The following is a 14,831-nucleotide window of genomic DNA, read 5'->3' as shown; positions in this document are numbered from 1 at the left end:
AACTTCCTTTGTGTCCTGCTTTTATTCGCCGCTTCGATAATCCGTATCCCAAAGCCGCCACTTACTGTAACCGCCTGCCACTCAGGCGTTTCGTGATTCTTCCGTCATCAGGAATGTTGTCATGCTCTCACTGAAAGTGTTCAGCCTGTTTTTTATTGCCGTACTGCTGCTGTCGCTGGGGGCCAGCATTGCGCAGGCGACGCGTCACGGCGAAACCGCACAGCCCGGTGGCTGGGCCACTGCCCGGCGGGATTCGGCCGGAATCGCGCCCGATCCGCGCGCGTTATATAACCTGGCTATCGTGCAGGTCTATGCGGCGCCGACCTATGGCTGGAAAGGGCGGGTGGCGGTGCATCCCTGGATCATCTTTAAGCGCGCAGGTGAAACGCGTTTCACCCGCTACGAAGTGATTAGCTGGGGCAGCGGCGACAAAATCCGGCGCAACACCAACCTGCCGGATGGTTACTGGTATGGCGCAAAACCCCGGCTGCTGGTGGAGCATCGCGGACCGGAAGCCGAGGCGATGATTCCGCAGATTGAAGCCGCCATTAAATCCTATCCGTGGCCGACAACTTATCGTGCCTGGCCCGGACCGAACAGCAATACCTTCCTGGCGCATATCGGCCGTGAAGTGCCGGCTTTAAAACTGGATCTGCCCGCCAATGCGCTGGGCAAAGATTACCGGTCACTGTGGCATCCCATCGGGCTGCCGCCATCCGGGCGCGGTTTGCAGGTGTCGATTCTGGGCGTGGCGGGCGTGACGCTGGGCGCGGAAGAGGGACTTGAAGTGAACCTGCTGGGGCTTAATATGGGACTCGATTTTACGCCGTTCCGGCTGCGGTTGCCGTTTATCGGTGGTCTGGGCAATGACAACCTTCAGCAGGACAAACCCTGACAGTCTGGCCCCGTCAGGGGCCATTTTGCGTCAGCACACGCCAAAGTCACCCTCTTCATGATAGAGATTGACGCTCTCTGCCTTCACTTCGATCTCTTTCTTTGCCGCATCATCAACGCGCGCGCACCACAGGGTGTCGCCGTCGACGCGCAATACCTGCATTTTAGGCCCGCCGGTTTTCGACTGAACAAAATCCTCTGCTTTAAACATTCCTGCCTCCGTTGTTGAACATGAGTCCGGCCGGATTCTCGCTGGCGCGGTTTATTTTTTGCGTGACGTTTTCCAGTTTATACCCTGACCGTTTTACTGCCAGAAAAAGTCTGCGCATGCTGAGGCGCATTAAGAAATATTTACCTGGTTGTCAGTTGACAACTCAATCATTCGGCGTCAGGATAGGGACACACATGGCAAGGAAGCGGCATCCCAGTAAAGAGATTGAAACGGCGTTACGTTACGCAGAAACCCATGGCTGGCTGGTCGTGACGGGAGGTCATCACGCCTGGGGCAAAATGTACTGCCCGAAAAATCTGTTGATGTGCCGATGTGGGGAGTTTTGTCTGACCTGCATCTGGAGCACACCGAAAAATGCACATCAGCATGCCCAGGCGCTGCGGCGCGTGGTAGATAATTGTCACTATCTGAAGTCCTGAAGCAGCACAAGGAGAGGCATATGGAATATTGTTTTACACTGCGGTTTAGCCTGCCGGAAGGGCATGCGCCGGTGGATGAGTTGCTGGAAACACTGGCAGTATCAGGCTGTGATGATGCACTGATTGGTCTGGGTATGCCAGGGCGCATTGCACTGGAGTTTACCCGGGAGTCTGACTCTGCCACGGAGGTATTGAGACAGGCAGAAGAGGATGTGCTGCGTGCTATACCGGGTGCCACGCTGGTAGAAGCGGCACCTGATTTTGTGGGATTGACGGATGTGGCCGAGATCATCGGCATGACGCGTCAGAATATGCGTAAGTTAATGCTCAGCCACCGCCCGCCGTTTCCACTGCCGGTGCACGACGGTAAAACCGCCATCTGGCACTTAGCGGACGTGCTGGAGTGGCTGAGCCAGCGCGGCAATTACACGTTGCCTGCGGCGACCCGTGAGCTGGCACAGGTGACGCGCCAGCGCAATCTCAACGGGTCGCTGCAACGTTACGGCCTGCACGCCTGATCAGTGGGGCAGCAGGAAGATCGTCGCCAGTCCCAGGAAGATAAAGAAGCCGCCGGTATCGGTCAGAGCAGTGATCAATACGCTGGAGCCTACGGCCGGATCGCGCTTCATTTTGGTCATCACCAGCGGAACCAGTACACCCATCAGCGCGGCCAATAGCAGGTTCAGCGCCATGGCCAGCATCATGACGCCACCCAGCGCCATATTGTCATACATCAGCCAGGTAATGCCGCCCATAATGCCGCCCCAGAACAGGCCGTTGATCAGCGCTACGCCCAGTTCACGGACAATCAGAAACGAGAAGTTACCCGGTTCAACCTGATGTAAGGCCAGTGCCCGCACAATCATGGTGATGGTCTGGTTACCGGTGTTGCCGCCAATACCCGCAACAATTGGCATCAGGGTGGCAAGCGCCACGATTTGCGAAATCGTCCCTTCAAACAGCCCGATAACCCGCGAAGCAACAAAGGCGGTACAGAGATTAATGGCCAGCCAGGCCCAGCGTTTGCGTACTGATTTACGCACCGGGGCAAACACATCCTCTTCCTGACTGATGCCGCCCATTTTACGAATGTTACTTTCGTTTTCGGCATTCACCAGGTCGACAATGTCTTCGATGGTCACACGGCCAATCAGTTTGCCCCTGGCGTCGGTGACGGCAGCAGAAATCAGGTTATAACGCTCAAAGGCGCTGGCCGCATCTTCGGCCTTGTCGTTGAGCTGGAAGGTGGTCGGGCGCGCGTTCATAACGTCGCTGACCAGAGTTTTAGGTTTGTTAAGCAGGATATCCGTCAGCAGCAGTTCGCCCAGCAGCTGATTGTCTTTGTTAGTAATAAAGAGTTTATCGGTACCGCCTGGCATGCTTTTACGCTTGCGCAGAAAACGCTGCACTGTTGCCAGCGTGACATCGTCGCGCACCGTCAGGATATTAAAATCCATCACCCGGCCTACGCGGTCGCGGTCGAGCTGCACCATATCGAGCATGCGGGCGCGCAGGGCTGGCTCCACGGTCGCCAGCAGGCGCCCGGTCAGGTCACGCGGCAGATATTGTGCCAGCCAGACCTGATCGTCGATGTCCAGCGGCTGGATAGCGCGCAGGATATCACGGTCGCTCATCTCTTCGGTGAGGCTGGCCCAGACCGTTTCTGAGGCTTCAACCAGCACGTGACCACGCCGCTCATTCGGCACCAGCCGCCAAAGCGCCTGACGTTCCTCTTCGGGCAGGGCTTCAAGAATGTCGGCGAGGTCAGCGGCATGAAGCTGCTGAATATCCTGTTCCAGCGCATCACGCTGGGCCGCATTTTCACGTTGCTGTTCAGGGTTGAGATCGCCGGATTTCTCCAGCAGGGAATCAACCAGATCGTGCTCATTGAGCAGCAGCGTCAGAATGCGATGACGTATTTCACTTAAACGTTGAGATTGAGAGGCAGACACATTGGATCCCTTAGTCTGTAAGCACCAGCACGAAGTGTAGCGTTTCGCCTGAAAAAGGGATGCAAAAAAGAGTCCAGTTATCTGGATTCGGTTCAGGTTTCAGTGCAATTCAGGCGAAATATCACTATTCGCTAGCGCGTATCATTTGATGTGACGGTGACAGGCTCAGGAATAGCTTTCTGTTGCTGATGATGCTCGAAGGCAGCAGGCAGGATAAAAATCAGGCGACTAAAGAGAATGATAAAACTGATCAGCAGCACAATGCGGGTCATGGTGCCGGTTTTTTGACGTCTTCGGGGAGAAATAGCGCTGTTCACGCGGGGTGGTTCCTGTAATGAGCCCATCAGAGGGCGACTGCAATATTTAGTCACAGTCGCCAGATGAAATCAATCGCTGTTGAAAAAAACAGCAGATAAAGATCAATAACTCGCTTTTTGCGCCAGTAACGTTGCAAAGCGGCAGGTGATGCGGTTGCCGTTTTCATCTTTACGATGCAGCTGACCGGGATGCTCGTTGTACTTCACGATGTGCCAGTTGCGATAATAGTGGCTGAGCTCACCCGATTTAAACGCAAAAGAGAAATCTGCCGGGCAGGGCATATCGTCCGTGTTCATCGCCGCCACAATCAGGTTGAAACCATCCCTGACCGTGCAGGCCTGCATGTCGGCAATCAGCTGCGGAATGGTCTGCGGCTGCAAAAACATCATTACCACGGTCGACAGCACAAAGTTGAAGCCGCCATTGAAGCGTGTGTTGTTCAGATCGCGCTGCTCAGTGTGTATACCCTGAAGGTTTTCCTGCGCAATAATCTCCTGCAGGCGCGCCAGGCTCTGCGGATTATGATCCCATGCCGTGACGTCAAAACCGTGCTGATTCAGAAACAGCGTATTGCGTCCCACGCCACAGCCAAGATCAAGCGCCTTGCCGACGTTAAGCTGGGGCAGAGCCGCAACCACTTCGGAGTGGGGCGGCGTTAAACCATAGGTGTCGGCAAAATAGTTTTCGCCTGAAAGCGGTGCGGTTGGTTGTGTCATAGTCATCAATTCAGTTAAACGGGCGCGGTGCGCCCGGGTTGTCAGATATCTTCTTCGAGGATCAGCTTCCATCCGGTGACGTCGTTCCAGTAAGCCTGCTCGCGTTCAAGATCGAGCTGAACCAGATTGTTCTGCGCAAAGTAGCCCGCCGGGAAAATCAGCGTCCAGTGGCCATCATCGCATTTCAGGGTTAACGCATCCGGACGCGTGGTGGCCTGGCGCTGATTATTCAGCAGGGTGCCCAGGCGCAGCAGAAAAATCAGCGGCACAAACTGCTTTTTCTTGAACAGCGTTACGCGTGGTAACTCATCAAGCTTCACTGCTTTACGATGGAATCTGACCAGTGCCGCCAGTAGCATCTGCTGATCCTGATTGAACCCCGGCAGGTTGGTGTTTTGCAGAATATAGGCTGAATGACGTTGCAGGCCGCTGTGATTGATAGTCAGGCCCACTTCGTGCAGCATCGCCGCCCATTTTAGCAGTGCAGCCAGTTGCGGATTCGCCAGCTTTGGGTTCTGATCGCGCCATTGCAGATAAAGCTGCTCGGTCGTCTCCAGCACACGTCGAGCCTGATCGCTGTCGATGGCGTAATGGTTAGCCAGACTTTGTGCTGTGCGGCTGCGAATATCCTGATGGCGGAAACGGCCCTCCATCTCATAGAGCACACCTTCACGCAGCGCACCGTCGGAGAGGCGCAGCTCGCGAATCGCCAGCGCATCGAAGACGCCACAGAGAATCGCCAGTCCGGGGACAAACACACCTTTGCGCTCTTCTGAAAGGCCCGGCAGGCTCAGTGCAGAGAAGGATTTATGTTTCATCACTTCGTCATAGAGCTTTTCGAGACGCTCAGGCGTAATCAGCTTCTCTTTTTCATCCATCGCCTGCAGCACTTCGCAGGCAGCTTTGATGGTACCGGATGCGCCCAGCGCATATTGCCAGCCATGCAGACGATATTGCCACGCCAGCGTTTCCAGCTTTTGTGCAGCCGCTAAGCGGGCACGACGGAAGTTTTCACGGCTGATTTCCCCTTTCGGGAAATAGAGCTGGGCGAAACTGACGCAACCCATGCGCCGGCTCTCAACCAGCTGAGGTTCGAAATCCTCACCAATCACCAGCTCAGTGGAGCCACCGCCGATATCGATCACCAGCTTGCGGCCTTTTTCCGGCTGTGTGTGCTCCACACCCATAAAGATCAGACGCGCTTCTTCATGGCCTGAAATCACCTCGATTGGATAGGGGATCACCTCGGCAGCACGCTGCAGGAAGGTTTCGGCGTTGATCGCCTCGCGCAGCGTATGGGTGCCGACAATCGTCACGTTGCTGGGACTGAATCCCTGGAGGCGTTCGGCAAACAGGGCCAGGCAGGCTAAGCCCCGCTCCATCGCCTCTTCGCTGAGGTTGTGTTGAGCATCCAGCCCGTCCGCCAGATGGACGCGCTGTTTAAGGCGGCCCAGTACCTGCATCGCACCATCGACAACCCGCGCAATTACCATATGGAAACTGTTCGAGCCCAGGTCAATCGCCGCAAACTCCTGGGGTTTTGGCGTACTTTTATGAGAAATTGGCATAGGATTTATTCAGGTTGTTCCAGTTTCTTGATGTAATCATAGATGGCCAGCTGCGAGCGCACTTTACGACGATTGCCGCGCTGGACGTAATGGTTACTCAACTCTTTATCGACGATGCGGGCTTTCACCGTATCACTCAACTGAATAGCAATAATGTCGAGTATACGCTGCCGGATGTGGGGATCGAGGATCGCCACAGCCACTTCAATGCGGTAATCGATGTTACGCGTCATCCAGTCAGCGGAGGAGAGGAACACCTTTTTATCGCCGCCATTTTCAAAAATATAGACGCGATCATGTTCCAGATAACGATCAACAATACTGATGACACGAATATTTTCACTGATCCCAGGCAAGTCAGGAATTAATGAGCACATTCCGCGCACCAGAAGATTGACCTTTACCCCTACGCTCGAGGCTGTATAAAGCCGATCAACCAGACCTTTGTCCACCAGATTGTTTATTTTCAGAGTAATGCCGCAGGGCTTATTTTGCTGAGCATTTGCAATTTCGGTGTCGATCAGTTCATACAGCATCCGGCGCGAGTTTTGTGGCGACACCATCAGGTGATCGAACGTCACAGGCCGATAGGGATTCTCAATAAAGTTGAACACCCGACGCACTTCATTGGTGATGCGCGCATCCGCGGTCAGCAATGAGTAATCGGTATAGAGTCGCGCGGTTTTCTCATTAAAGTTGCCGGTACCGATATGCGCGTAGCGCACAATCTCTTCGCCTTCGCGGCGTGAAATCAGGAACAGCTTGGCGTGAATCTTCAGGCCTGGTGCGGAGAAAATGACGTGCACACCCGCTTCAGTCAGGCGTTTCGCCCAGTAAATGTTAGCTTCTTCATCAAAGCGCGCCTGCAGTTCCACCACCACCGTGACTTTTTTACCGTTATAGGCGGCATGGATCATCGCATCCATAATGCGGGAGTGTTTGGCGACGCGGTAGATATTGATTTTGATTGCCAGCACGCTGGGGTCAAACGATGCCTGACGCAGCAGCTCCAGCACATGCTCAAAGGTATGGTATGGATAGTAGAGCAGCACGTCGCGATTACGAATCGCATCAAAGCCGTTGCGGAAGCCATCAAAGCCGATGTGGCGAATCTGCGGCAGCGGGCGGTTAACCAGGTTGTTTTTGCCGACGTTCGGGAAGCCGATAAAGTCTTTGAAGTTGTGGTAGCGGCCGCCCGGCAAAATGGAATCCAGGTTAGAGATGGAAAGCTTATGGCACAGCAGCGACACCATGGTGTCGGGCATATCGCGCTGGTAGACAAAACGTACCGGCTCCGCCGTCAGTCGCTGCTTCAGGCTGGAGGACATCAGCTCCAGCAGGCTCGACTCCATCTCCGTAACCAGGTCGTACTCGGCGTCACGCGTCATTTTCATTGAATAGGCGTTGAGCGCGTCGTAGTCGTAGAAGCCTTTGAAAATATCATCCAGGCAGTAACGCAAAATGTTATCCAGCAGGATCATCGGTTTACGGCGACGCGGTGGCTCTGCCGGTAAATTAATGAAACGCGGCACTTTGTCAGACGGAATTTCCAGCAGTGCATACTGAATATGGTCACCACGGATAATCTCTACTGCCAGATAGGTGTAGTCGTCTTTGAGGAATTCCGTCAGGTCGGTTTCGTGGGTGATCAGGATCGGCGAGATGTGCTGACGCAGTTCATGTTTGAAGTAGTGGCGCAGCCAGGCCTGCTGATTGGATGAGAGCTGACGTTCGTTGATCAGGAAGATCTGATTACGTGCCATCTCCAGCAGCAGATCGTTATAGAGCGCATCAAACTCCTGATCGGACTTCATCACCCGTTGCTGAATTTTCTTAAACAGATGGCGTGGCGTACTGGCGGAACCCTGCTCTTCACCAATCAGAATGCGGCGTTTGAGGTCGGCGAAACGCACTTTATAGAATTCGTCGAGATTATTGGAGTAGATGCCCAGAAAGCGCATCCGCTCAATCAGTGGATTGCTTTTGTCTGCGGCTTCCTGCAAAACCCGTTCATTAAAGGATAACCAGCTTAATTCTTTTTCAATATAAAGCTTTACCTGACCCATTCTCACTCCATTTAGCGGTTGCAGGACTGAAGATCCAGTATCCACCAACATTATGGCGAGAGTATGGCAGCGTTGTCCAACGCCAGGAGTTGTCTTATCAATCGGCTACGGGCAACATAGCGGCTTATTTCAGGCTGCCACCGGAACCGCATGAGCGCAAACCACATTCCTGTCCAATTCAGCGATCGTAAGCGTCGTGCCGTTGACCGTCTGACGCGGCGACTGGTCACCTGCTGTGGCGTAGCGATCCTATTGCTGATGCTGCTGCTATTCTGCTGGTTGATTGGCGTGGTATTACCGCTATTTAATGCGCCGGGCCTGCAAATTGCGGCCAGCCAGCAGCTCTGGGATCGTGCGCCCGCTTTAGCCATAGGCAATCAGGGCAGTGTCGGCTGGCGAATCAGTGCACGCGGTGCGGCCCGTTTTATTCCGCTGGATGGACAGCCTGCAGAACCGGCGCTGACCCTGACTCCCGCTCCCGATGACGCTGTGCAGAGTGCCGACGGGCAAACACTGTTGCTGAATATGCAGGGCGCGCTAACGCTGATGCAGCCGACAGCCGACCAGCAATGGCGTTTTCCACTGGGTGACAAACCGTTCCATCTGCCTGATGGCGCGGTGACGAAGATGGCGCTGGCGACGCGTCATGCGGGCCAGTGGCGCATTGCTGCTCTCACCGAGGCCGGACTCCGGGTGCTGACGCTGGGCACCGATCGTCAGGCATCCATTATCCCGCTTCCGCAACGTCAGCTGGATCTGCTGGCACTCTCGCCATCCGGCGATCTGCTCTACACCACTGAAGGCAATCTGCTGCGGGTCTGGCAACTTGATGATGATCGGGCTCTGTTGCGCGAAACCCACATGCTGCCGCAGCCTCCGCAAAGTTTGCATCTGCTGGTGGGAGGGAAAAGCCTGCTGATCCAGGATAACCGCGGCGTCACCCAGTGGTTTGCGATTGCCAGCGATCAGGGGCCACGGCTTCAGCAAATCCGGACCTTTGCCGACAGCAACAGCGACGGTGAGACGATTCTGGTGACGGAATCTCAACGTCGCGTGTTTGCGACCCTCAGTAAGCAGGGGATGCTTCGGCTGTTCGCCAGTAAGCAGGATGGCCCGATACTGCAGCGTCAGCTGGCGCCGGGCATTGTGCAGGCGCAGTTCTCTCCCCACGGCGACAGCCTGCTGATTGAGCGGCCGGGCAGCTGGCAGACACTGCGGCTTGATAATCCGTGGCCGGACGTCACCTGGCGCAATTTCTGGCAAAAGATCTGGTATGAAAACTACCCTGGGCCCGACTGGGTCTGGCAATCGACTGCGGCCGGTGATAACTATCAGGCCAAATTCAGCCTGATGCCGATGGTCTCGGGAACGCTGAAAGCGGCCAGTTTAGCACTGCTGTTTGCGACACCGCTGGCGCTGGCGGCGGCGATGTACACCGCATGGTTTATGGCGCCAGGCCTGCGGCGCTGGGTTAAACCGGCCATTGAGATGATGGGTGCGCTGCCGAGCGTGGTGGTGGGGCTGATTGCCGGGATTTGGCTCGCGCCGCATATCGGTCAGGCGCTGGTGGGTGTGCTGCTGCTGCCGCTAACGCTGGCAGGCGCGCTGCTGCTGTGCGGCGTATTCAGCGCGCGTTTACCACCACGCTGGCGTCAGCCGGGACGTGAGGTCATGGTTCTGCTGCCGCTGTTGCTGCTGGTCACGCTGCTGACGCTGTGGCTGCCCACACTCTTTATACCGGATGCCGGTGACTGGCTCCCGCATTACGAGCAGCGCAATCTGCTGGTGGCTGCGCTGGCGATGGGCTTCGCGCTGGTGCCGCTGATTTTCACCCTCTCAGAAGATGCGCTGTTTAGCGTGCCTGCTGCACTGGGGCAGGGCTCGCTGGCACTGGGGGCGACGCCCTGGCAGACACTGACCCGCGTCGTGCTGCCGGGAGCCTCTGCCGGTATTTTCGCCGCCCTGATGATCGGTCTGGGACGCGCCGTAGGAGAAACCATGATTTTGCTGATGGCGACCGGCAATACGCCGCAAAGTGAAGGTGGCCTGTTCAGCGGGTTGCGCGCGCTCTCTGCCAATATCGCCATTGAGATGCCGGAAGCAGCAGCGGGCAGTGCCCACTATCGCGTGCTGTTTCTCAGCGCACTGATGCTGTTGCTGTTTACGCTGGTGATTAACACGGTTGCCGAGCTGATCCGTCAGCGACTGCGTCAGCGCTACAGCCAGCACGAGGAGCAGGCATGAAAGCGATGCGACAGAATGACCGCTGGCGCTGGTTAACCGCCGGTGCCGTCGCCGTCTGCCTGCTGGCTTTTACGCTGCTGATTGGCCTACTGGCGTGGCAGGGCGTTCGCGCTTTCTGGCCGCAGCGCGTTGACCTTTATACGTTCAGTCAGCCTGAGGGCGGTGAAACACGTCTGCTGGGCGAAACGCTGGAACATCAGCGACGTTTTCCGGCCCCGGCCGATGAGCAGGGTAACAGCGGCGGTCAGGTGAATCGCTATCTGATCAAAACCGGTAACCGTGACTGGGACGCACCCGATTTCCGGGTCGTCTACAGTCGCACGGCAGCGAAGGTCAGCCAGCCAGCAGATATCATGGTGCTGCAACGCCGCAGTCACGGCCAGGCTTATGGCTGGTTTGTTGGCCTGCGTGAAGATAATGAAGAGTTAACTGCGCAGGATCCCGATGCGCTGCTGAATCAGCGGCTCGGACAGGTGCAGATGCTGGTGAGGCAGGCTAACCAGATTCGCCGGGTCGGGATGGCGCGCATCAACAGCCAGCGTGAGGAGCTTGATGAGCAGGCGGCCACAAACCGTGCTGCCGGCCACTTTGATCTGCAGGCCGAATCGGAATATCAGGCCAATCAGGCTGCCTTACAGCGCCGCTTCAATCAACTGAGTGAGACACTGGCTTCTCTGCAACTGCAGAGTCAGCGCGATGTGTTAGTTCTGCGGGATGTGCAGGGCACCGAACATGCGATCCCGCTGACCGAAATCGTTGACAGCTGGAAGCCTAATGCGATGACGCTGACCGGCAAAACCGGACATTTTTTGCATCAGCTGTGGCGTTTCGTCAGTGACACACCCGCCGAGGGTGAAAGTGAATCCGGGGCGTTTCCGGCGATATTTGGCACCGTGCTGATGGTGCTGCTGATGTCGGTGGTGGTGATGCCGCTGGGCGTCATTGCCGCCATCTGGCTGCACGAATATGCCGGACGCAATGCGCTGACCAGGCTGGTGCGTATCGCAGTGGTCAATCTGGCGGGCGTCCCTTCAATCGTTTATGGCGTATTTGGTCTGGGCTTTTTTGTCTGGCTGGTGGGCGGCACCCTTGACCAGCTCTTCTTCGCCAGCGCGCTGCCGAATCCCACTTTTGGCACGCCGGGTTTGCTGTGGGCCTCACTGACGCTCGCCTTGCTGACGCTGCCGGTGGTGATTGTGGCGACGGAAGAAGGCTTATCCCGTATTCCCAACAGCCTGCGTCAGGGTTCGCTGGCGCTGGGCGCGACCCAGGCGGAAACGCTGTGGAACGTGGTGTTACCGATGGCAGTGCCGGCCATGTTGACCGGCCTGATTCTGGCGGTAGCGCGTGCTGCTGGTGAAACCGCACCGCTGATGCTGGTGGGGGTAGTAAAAATGGTACCGGAACTGCCGGTCGACGCAGTGTTTCCTTATCTGCATCTGGATCGCAAGTTTATGCATCTGGGCTTCCAGATTTACGATCTGGCGTTTCAGAGTCCGAATATTGAAGCTGACCGGCCGCTGGTGTTTGCCACCGCGCTATTGCTGGTGCTGATTATTCTGTCGCTTAATCTGCTGGCGATGGGCCTGCGCCACCGTCTGCGTGAACGCTATCGTCTTATGACTCAATAACAGGCTATGACTATGACGTCCGACACGGATATCGCGCTGACCGTTAACCATCTGTCGCTGTGGTATGGCGAGCGCCAGGCGCTGCAGGATATTTCTCTGCAGGTGCCGAAAAACAGGATTACTGCGCTGATTGGCCCCTCAGGCTGTGGCAAGTCGACGCTGCTGCGCTGCTTTAATCGTATGAACGACGTGATTGATCACTGCCGGGTAGAGGGCGACGTGCTGCTGGATTCACTGCCGATCCTGCAACCCGGACAGGATCTCTCCGCGCTGCGCCGTCGGGTCGGTATGGTGTTTCAGCGGCCCAATCCTTTTCCAAAGTCGATCTATGAGAATGTGGTCTATGGGCTGCGTTTACAGGGTGTGCGCGATCGGCGGGTATTGAACGAAGCCTGTGAACGGGCACTGCGCGCGGCGGCGCTGTGGAGTGAGGTGAAAGATCAGCTGTCACAGAATGCGCTGACGCTTTCGACCGGACAGCAGCAGCGGCTGGTGATTGCCCGTGCCATTGCGATTGAGCCGGAAGTGCTGCTGCTGGATGAGCCGACCTCCGCGCTGGATCCGATCTCCACGCTGGTGATTGAAGAGTTGATGACCACACTGAAGCAGCATTTCACGCTGGTGCTGGTGACGCACAACATGCAGCAGGCGTCGCGCGTGTCAGATTACACTGCGTTTATGCATCAGGGCGCGTTAGTGGAGTTTGATGAGACCGACCGGATTTTCACCGCCCCGAAACAGCGACGGACTGAAGATTATATTACGGGGCGCTACGGCTGAGGGAGAGGAAAAATGGGTATTCTGACTGACAACTCCTGAATTCAAAGCGATGGGAGCTTATGCCTGTAGTAAAGCATCGCTGACCAGGGACAAAAACGCCGGGGGCGTTTTTGAACAACGCAAAGCGTTGGTCTGGCAACGGGCGCACCTCAGGGATGAGGTGCGTAATCGTCCGCGCTGAGCTGCCATGGATAGCATTTTTTGCGTCTTTACCGAGGGCATAGGCTCCCTGAACCTTTACTCTGCCAGTACTTCATAAGAAGCCCTGGCTTCCCATGCATCAGTCGTTAGCATAGCCCTGCGGCGGCAGCGGTTCGCCATCCAGCCAGGCTTTGCCGTCTCGCATTTCCAGCCGACCCTCAACAAACCAGCTGATCACCAGCGGATAGATAGCGTGTTCCTGGTGCTGCACCCGCTCCGTAATCTCCGCTTCACTGTCGCCAGGAAAGACCGGCACTTTGGCCTGCAGGATCACCGGTCCGCCATCCAGTTCGTCCGTCACGAAATGCACGGAAGTGCCATGTTCGCTGTCGCCATTTTCCAGCGCCTGACGATGCGTATGCAGACCCGGATATTTCGGCAGCAGAGAAGGGTGGATATTCAGCAGGCGATTATGAAAATGCGCCACAAAAGCGCTGCTGAGAATGCGCATATAACCGGCCAGCACAATCAGGTCTGGACGGTATGCGTCGATTTCAGTGATGAGCTGACGATCAAAGGCTTCGCGGTCAGCGAAGTCACTGGCGGCAAGCGCATGGGCGGGAATGCCCGCCTCCTGCGCCCGCGTCAGGCCATAAGCGGCGGCACGGTTGCTGAACACGGCAGCGACGCTGCCGTGAATCTGCCCGCTTTCACAGGCGTCAAGGATGGACTGAAGGTTACTTCCGTTGCCGGAAATCAGTACAACCAGCTTTTTCATCCGTTAATAACCACACGCTCTTCAGCATCCGACGCTTTAATCACGCCGAGCTTCCAGGCTTTCTCGCCTGCGGCCTGCATCAGCGCAATCGCCTTGTCCGCCTCTGCCGGGCTCAGGGCAATGATCATGCCGACGCCGCAGTTAAAGGTGCGGTACATCTCGAAACGGCTGACGTTGCCCGCCTGCTGTAACCAGCTGAATACCGCCGGCCATTCCCAGCTCTTCTCGTCGATCACGGCCTGAGTATTGTCAGGCAGTACGCGCGGAATATTCTCCCAGAAGCCGCCGCCGGTCAGGTGCGCAATAGCGTGTACATCGACCTGCTCAATCAGGCTCAGGATATTTTTCACGTAGATGCGGGTCGGTTCCAGCAGATGATCAGCCAGCGGTTTGCCTTCCAGCTGTTCAGCCAGTGGATCCGTGTTGCTGACTTCCAGAATTTTGCGCACCAGCGAATAGCCATTGGAGTGCGGGCCGCTTGATCCGAGGGCGATCAGTACGTCACCATCCTGCACCTTGCTGCCATCAATGATTTCTGACTTTTCCACCACGCCGACACAAAAACCCGCCACGTCGTAATCTTCGCCGTGATACATGCCTGGCATCTCAGCAGTTTCACCGCCTACCAGCGCACAACCTGACTGCAGACACCCTTCGGCGATGCCGGTGATCACCGCAGAGGCGGTTTCCACATCCAGTTTGCCGGTGGCGTAGTAGTCGAGGAAGAAGAGCGGCTCAGCGCCCTGTACCACCAGGTCGTTAACGCACATCGCGACCAGGTCAACACCAATGGCATCGTGGCGTTTGAGATCCATCGCCAGGCGCAGCTTGGTGCCGACGCCATCGGTGCCGGAGACCAGCACCGGTTCACGGTATTTTTGCGGCAGCGCGCAAAGCGCACCAAAACCGCCCAGTCCACCCATCACTTCCGGGCGACGCGTCTTTTTCACTACGCCTTTAATACGGTCAACCAGAGCGTTACCAGCATCAATATCAACACCGGCGTCTTTGTAACTGAGAGAGGTTTTGTCGGTCACTGCGAGGTCCCCACGCGAATTGCGGTTGGTGGTTAAAATAAAGCGCGGCAATTCT

The 14,831-nt window shown here is 56.3% G+C and carries 14 protein-coding genes; 6 read left to right on the top strand and 8 right to left on the bottom strand.

Annotated elements, in window-relative coordinates; all coding sequences use genetic code 11:
* The first annotated feature begins 121 nt into the window (after positions 1 to 121).
* Complete coding sequence (locus tag H7K52_RS02980; protein WP_039659545.1) at positions 122 to 895, top strand: DUF3750 domain-containing protein; 774 nt, start codon at positions 122 to 124, stop codon at positions 893 to 895.
* A gap of 30 nt (positions 896 to 925) precedes the next feature.
* On the opposite strand, the gene H7K52_RS02975 is transcribed toward H7K52_RS02980, so the two are convergent.
* Positions 926 to 1,105 (bottom strand): hypothetical protein, encoded by a 180-nt coding sequence (locus H7K52_RS02975; protein ID WP_003848720.1) that lies wholly within the window; start codon positions 1,103 to 1,105, stop codon positions 926 to 928.
* Between the two features lie 194 nt (positions 1,106 to 1,299).
* Between H7K52_RS02975 and H7K52_RS02970 the strand changes: the two genes are divergently transcribed.
* Both H7K52_RS02970 and H7K52_RS02965 read left to right on the top strand, forming a co-directional pair.
* On the top strand, positions 1,300 to 1,545 hold the full coding sequence (locus tag H7K52_RS02970) for a hypothetical protein (RefSeq protein ID WP_003848722.1): 246 nt from the start codon (positions 1,300 to 1,302) through the stop codon (positions 1,543 to 1,545).
* Positions 1,546 to 1,565: 20 nt separating this feature from the next.
* Positions 1,566 to 2,063, top strand: a complete 498-nt coding sequence (locus H7K52_RS02965) for a helix-turn-helix transcriptional regulator (RefSeq protein WP_110411147.1) — start codon at positions 1,566 to 1,568, stop codon at positions 2,061 to 2,063.
* Here H7K52_RS02965 and mgtE read toward each other — a convergent pair whose 3' ends face one another.
* From mgtE to ppk1, 5 genes are all read right to left on the bottom strand, one after another.
* On the bottom strand, positions 2,064 to 3,497 hold the full coding sequence (mgtE, locus tag H7K52_RS02960; protein ID WP_003848726.1) for a magnesium transporter: 1,434 nt from the start codon (positions 3,495 to 3,497) through the stop codon (positions 2,064 to 2,066). It lies immediately after the preceding gene.
* Positions 3,498 to 3,628: 131 nt separating this feature from the next.
* Positions 3,629 to 3,814 (bottom strand): YfgG family protein, encoded by a 186-nt coding sequence (locus H7K52_RS02955; RefSeq protein WP_003848728.1) that lies wholly within the window; start codon positions 3,812 to 3,814, stop codon positions 3,629 to 3,631.
* Between the two features lie 102 nt (positions 3,815 to 3,916).
* Complete coding sequence (gene tehB / locus H7K52_RS02950; RefSeq protein WP_182629663.1) at positions 3,917 to 4,531, bottom strand: tellurite resistance methyltransferase TehB; 615 nt, start codon at positions 4,529 to 4,531, stop codon at positions 3,917 to 3,919.
* Positions 4,532 to 4,572: 41 nt separating this feature from the next.
* Positions 4,573 to 6,099 (bottom strand): exopolyphosphatase, encoded by a 1,527-nt coding sequence (gene ppx, locus H7K52_RS02945; RefSeq protein WP_003848733.1) that lies wholly within the window; start codon positions 6,097 to 6,099, stop codon positions 4,573 to 4,575.
* A gap of 5 nt (positions 6,100 to 6,104) precedes the next feature.
* Complete coding sequence (gene ppk1 / locus H7K52_RS02940; RefSeq protein WP_003848735.1) at positions 6,105 to 8,165, bottom strand: polyphosphate kinase 1; 2,061 nt, start codon at positions 8,163 to 8,165, stop codon at positions 6,105 to 6,107.
* A 150-nt stretch (positions 8,166 to 8,315) separates the two neighbouring features.
* On the opposite strand from ppk1, the gene H7K52_RS02935 reads away from it, so the two are divergent.
* Genes H7K52_RS02935 through pstB form a run of 3 tightly spaced genes read left to right on the top strand, consistent with a single transcriptional unit; the run spans position 8,316 to position 12,820 of the window.
* On the top strand, positions 8,316 to 10,409 hold the full coding sequence (locus H7K52_RS02935) for an ABC transporter permease subunit (RefSeq protein WP_182629662.1): 2,094 nt from the start codon (positions 8,316 to 8,318) through the stop codon (positions 10,407 to 10,409).
* Positions 10,406 to 12,040 (top strand): phosphate ABC transporter permease PstA, encoded by a 1,635-nt coding sequence (gene pstA / locus H7K52_RS02930; protein WP_003848739.1) that lies wholly within the window; start codon positions 10,406 to 10,408, stop codon positions 12,038 to 12,040. The genes H7K52_RS02935 and pstA overlap by 4 nt, the downstream gene beginning before the upstream one ends.
* Positions 12,041 to 12,052: 12 nt before the next feature.
* Entirely contained in the window at positions 12,053 to 12,820 is a 768-nt protein-coding gene (pstB, locus tag H7K52_RS02925; RefSeq protein ID WP_003848740.1) for a phosphate ABC transporter ATP-binding protein PstB, read from the top strand.
* Between the two features lie 280 nt (positions 12,821 to 13,100).
* Here pstB and purN read toward each other — a convergent pair whose 3' ends face one another.
* Both purN and purM read right to left on the bottom strand, forming a co-directional pair.
* Entirely contained in the window at positions 13,101 to 13,739 is a 639-nt protein-coding gene (gene purN / locus H7K52_RS02920; RefSeq protein ID WP_039659553.1) for a phosphoribosylglycinamide formyltransferase, read from the bottom strand.
* Positions 13,736 to 14,776: a phosphoribosylformylglycinamidine cyclo-ligase gene (gene purM / locus H7K52_RS02915; RefSeq protein WP_003848745.1), complete on the bottom strand. Its 1,041-nt coding sequence runs from the start codon at positions 14,774 to 14,776 to the stop codon at positions 13,736 to 13,738. The genes purN and purM overlap by 4 nt, the downstream gene beginning before the upstream one ends.
* Positions 14,777 to 14,831: the final 55 nt, after the last annotated feature.

The organism is Pantoea hericii (assembly GCF_014155795.1).
Lineage (GTDB): Bacteria > Pseudomonadota > Gammaproteobacteria > Enterobacterales > Enterobacteriaceae > Pantoea > Pantoea eucalypti.
This window is presented reverse-complemented; position numbering and strand designations above follow the sequence as displayed.

What these genes read in the sequence shown, in the direction of transcription:
- H7K52_RS02975 (WP_003848720.1), bottom strand. Translation starts at nt 1,105, where the DNA reads ATGTTTAAAGCAGAGGATTTTGTTCAGTCGAAAACCGGCGGGCCTAAA.
- pstA (WP_003848739.1), top strand. Translation starts at nt 10,406, where the DNA reads ATGAAAGCGATGCGACAGAATGACCGCTGGCGCTGGTTAACCGCCGGT.
- tehB (WP_182629663.1), bottom strand. Translation starts at nt 4,531, where the DNA reads ATGACACAACCAACCGCACCGCTTTCAGGCGAAAACTATTTTGCCGAC.
- H7K52_RS02935 (WP_182629662.1), top strand. Translation starts at nt 8,316, where the DNA reads ATGAGCGCAAACCACATTCCTGTCCAATTCAGCGATCGTAAGCGTCGT.
- H7K52_RS02970 (WP_003848722.1), top strand. Translation starts at nt 1,300, where the DNA reads ATGGCAAGGAAGCGGCATCCCAGTAAAGAGATTGAAACGGCGTTACGT.
- H7K52_RS02965 (WP_110411147.1), top strand. Translation starts at nt 1,566, where the DNA reads ATGGAATATTGTTTTACACTGCGGTTTAGCCTGCCGGAAGGGCATGCG.
- ppk1 (WP_003848735.1), bottom strand. Translation starts at nt 8,165, where the DNA reads ATGGGTCAGGTAAAGCTTTATATTGAAAAAGAATTAAGCTGGTTATCC.
- pstB (WP_003848740.1), top strand. Translation starts at nt 12,053, where the DNA reads ATGACGTCCGACACGGATATCGCGCTGACCGTTAACCATCTGTCGCTG.
- purN (WP_039659553.1), bottom strand. Translation starts at nt 13,739, where the DNA reads ATGAAAAAGCTGGTTGTACTGATTTCCGGCAACGGAAGTAACCTTCAG.
- ppx (WP_003848733.1), bottom strand. Translation starts at nt 6,099, where the DNA reads ATGCCAATTTCTCATAAAAGTACGCCAAAACCCCAGGAGTTTGCGGCG.
- H7K52_RS02980 (WP_039659545.1), top strand. Translation starts at nt 122, where the DNA reads ATGCTCTCACTGAAAGTGTTCAGCCTGTTTTTTATTGCCGTACTGCTG.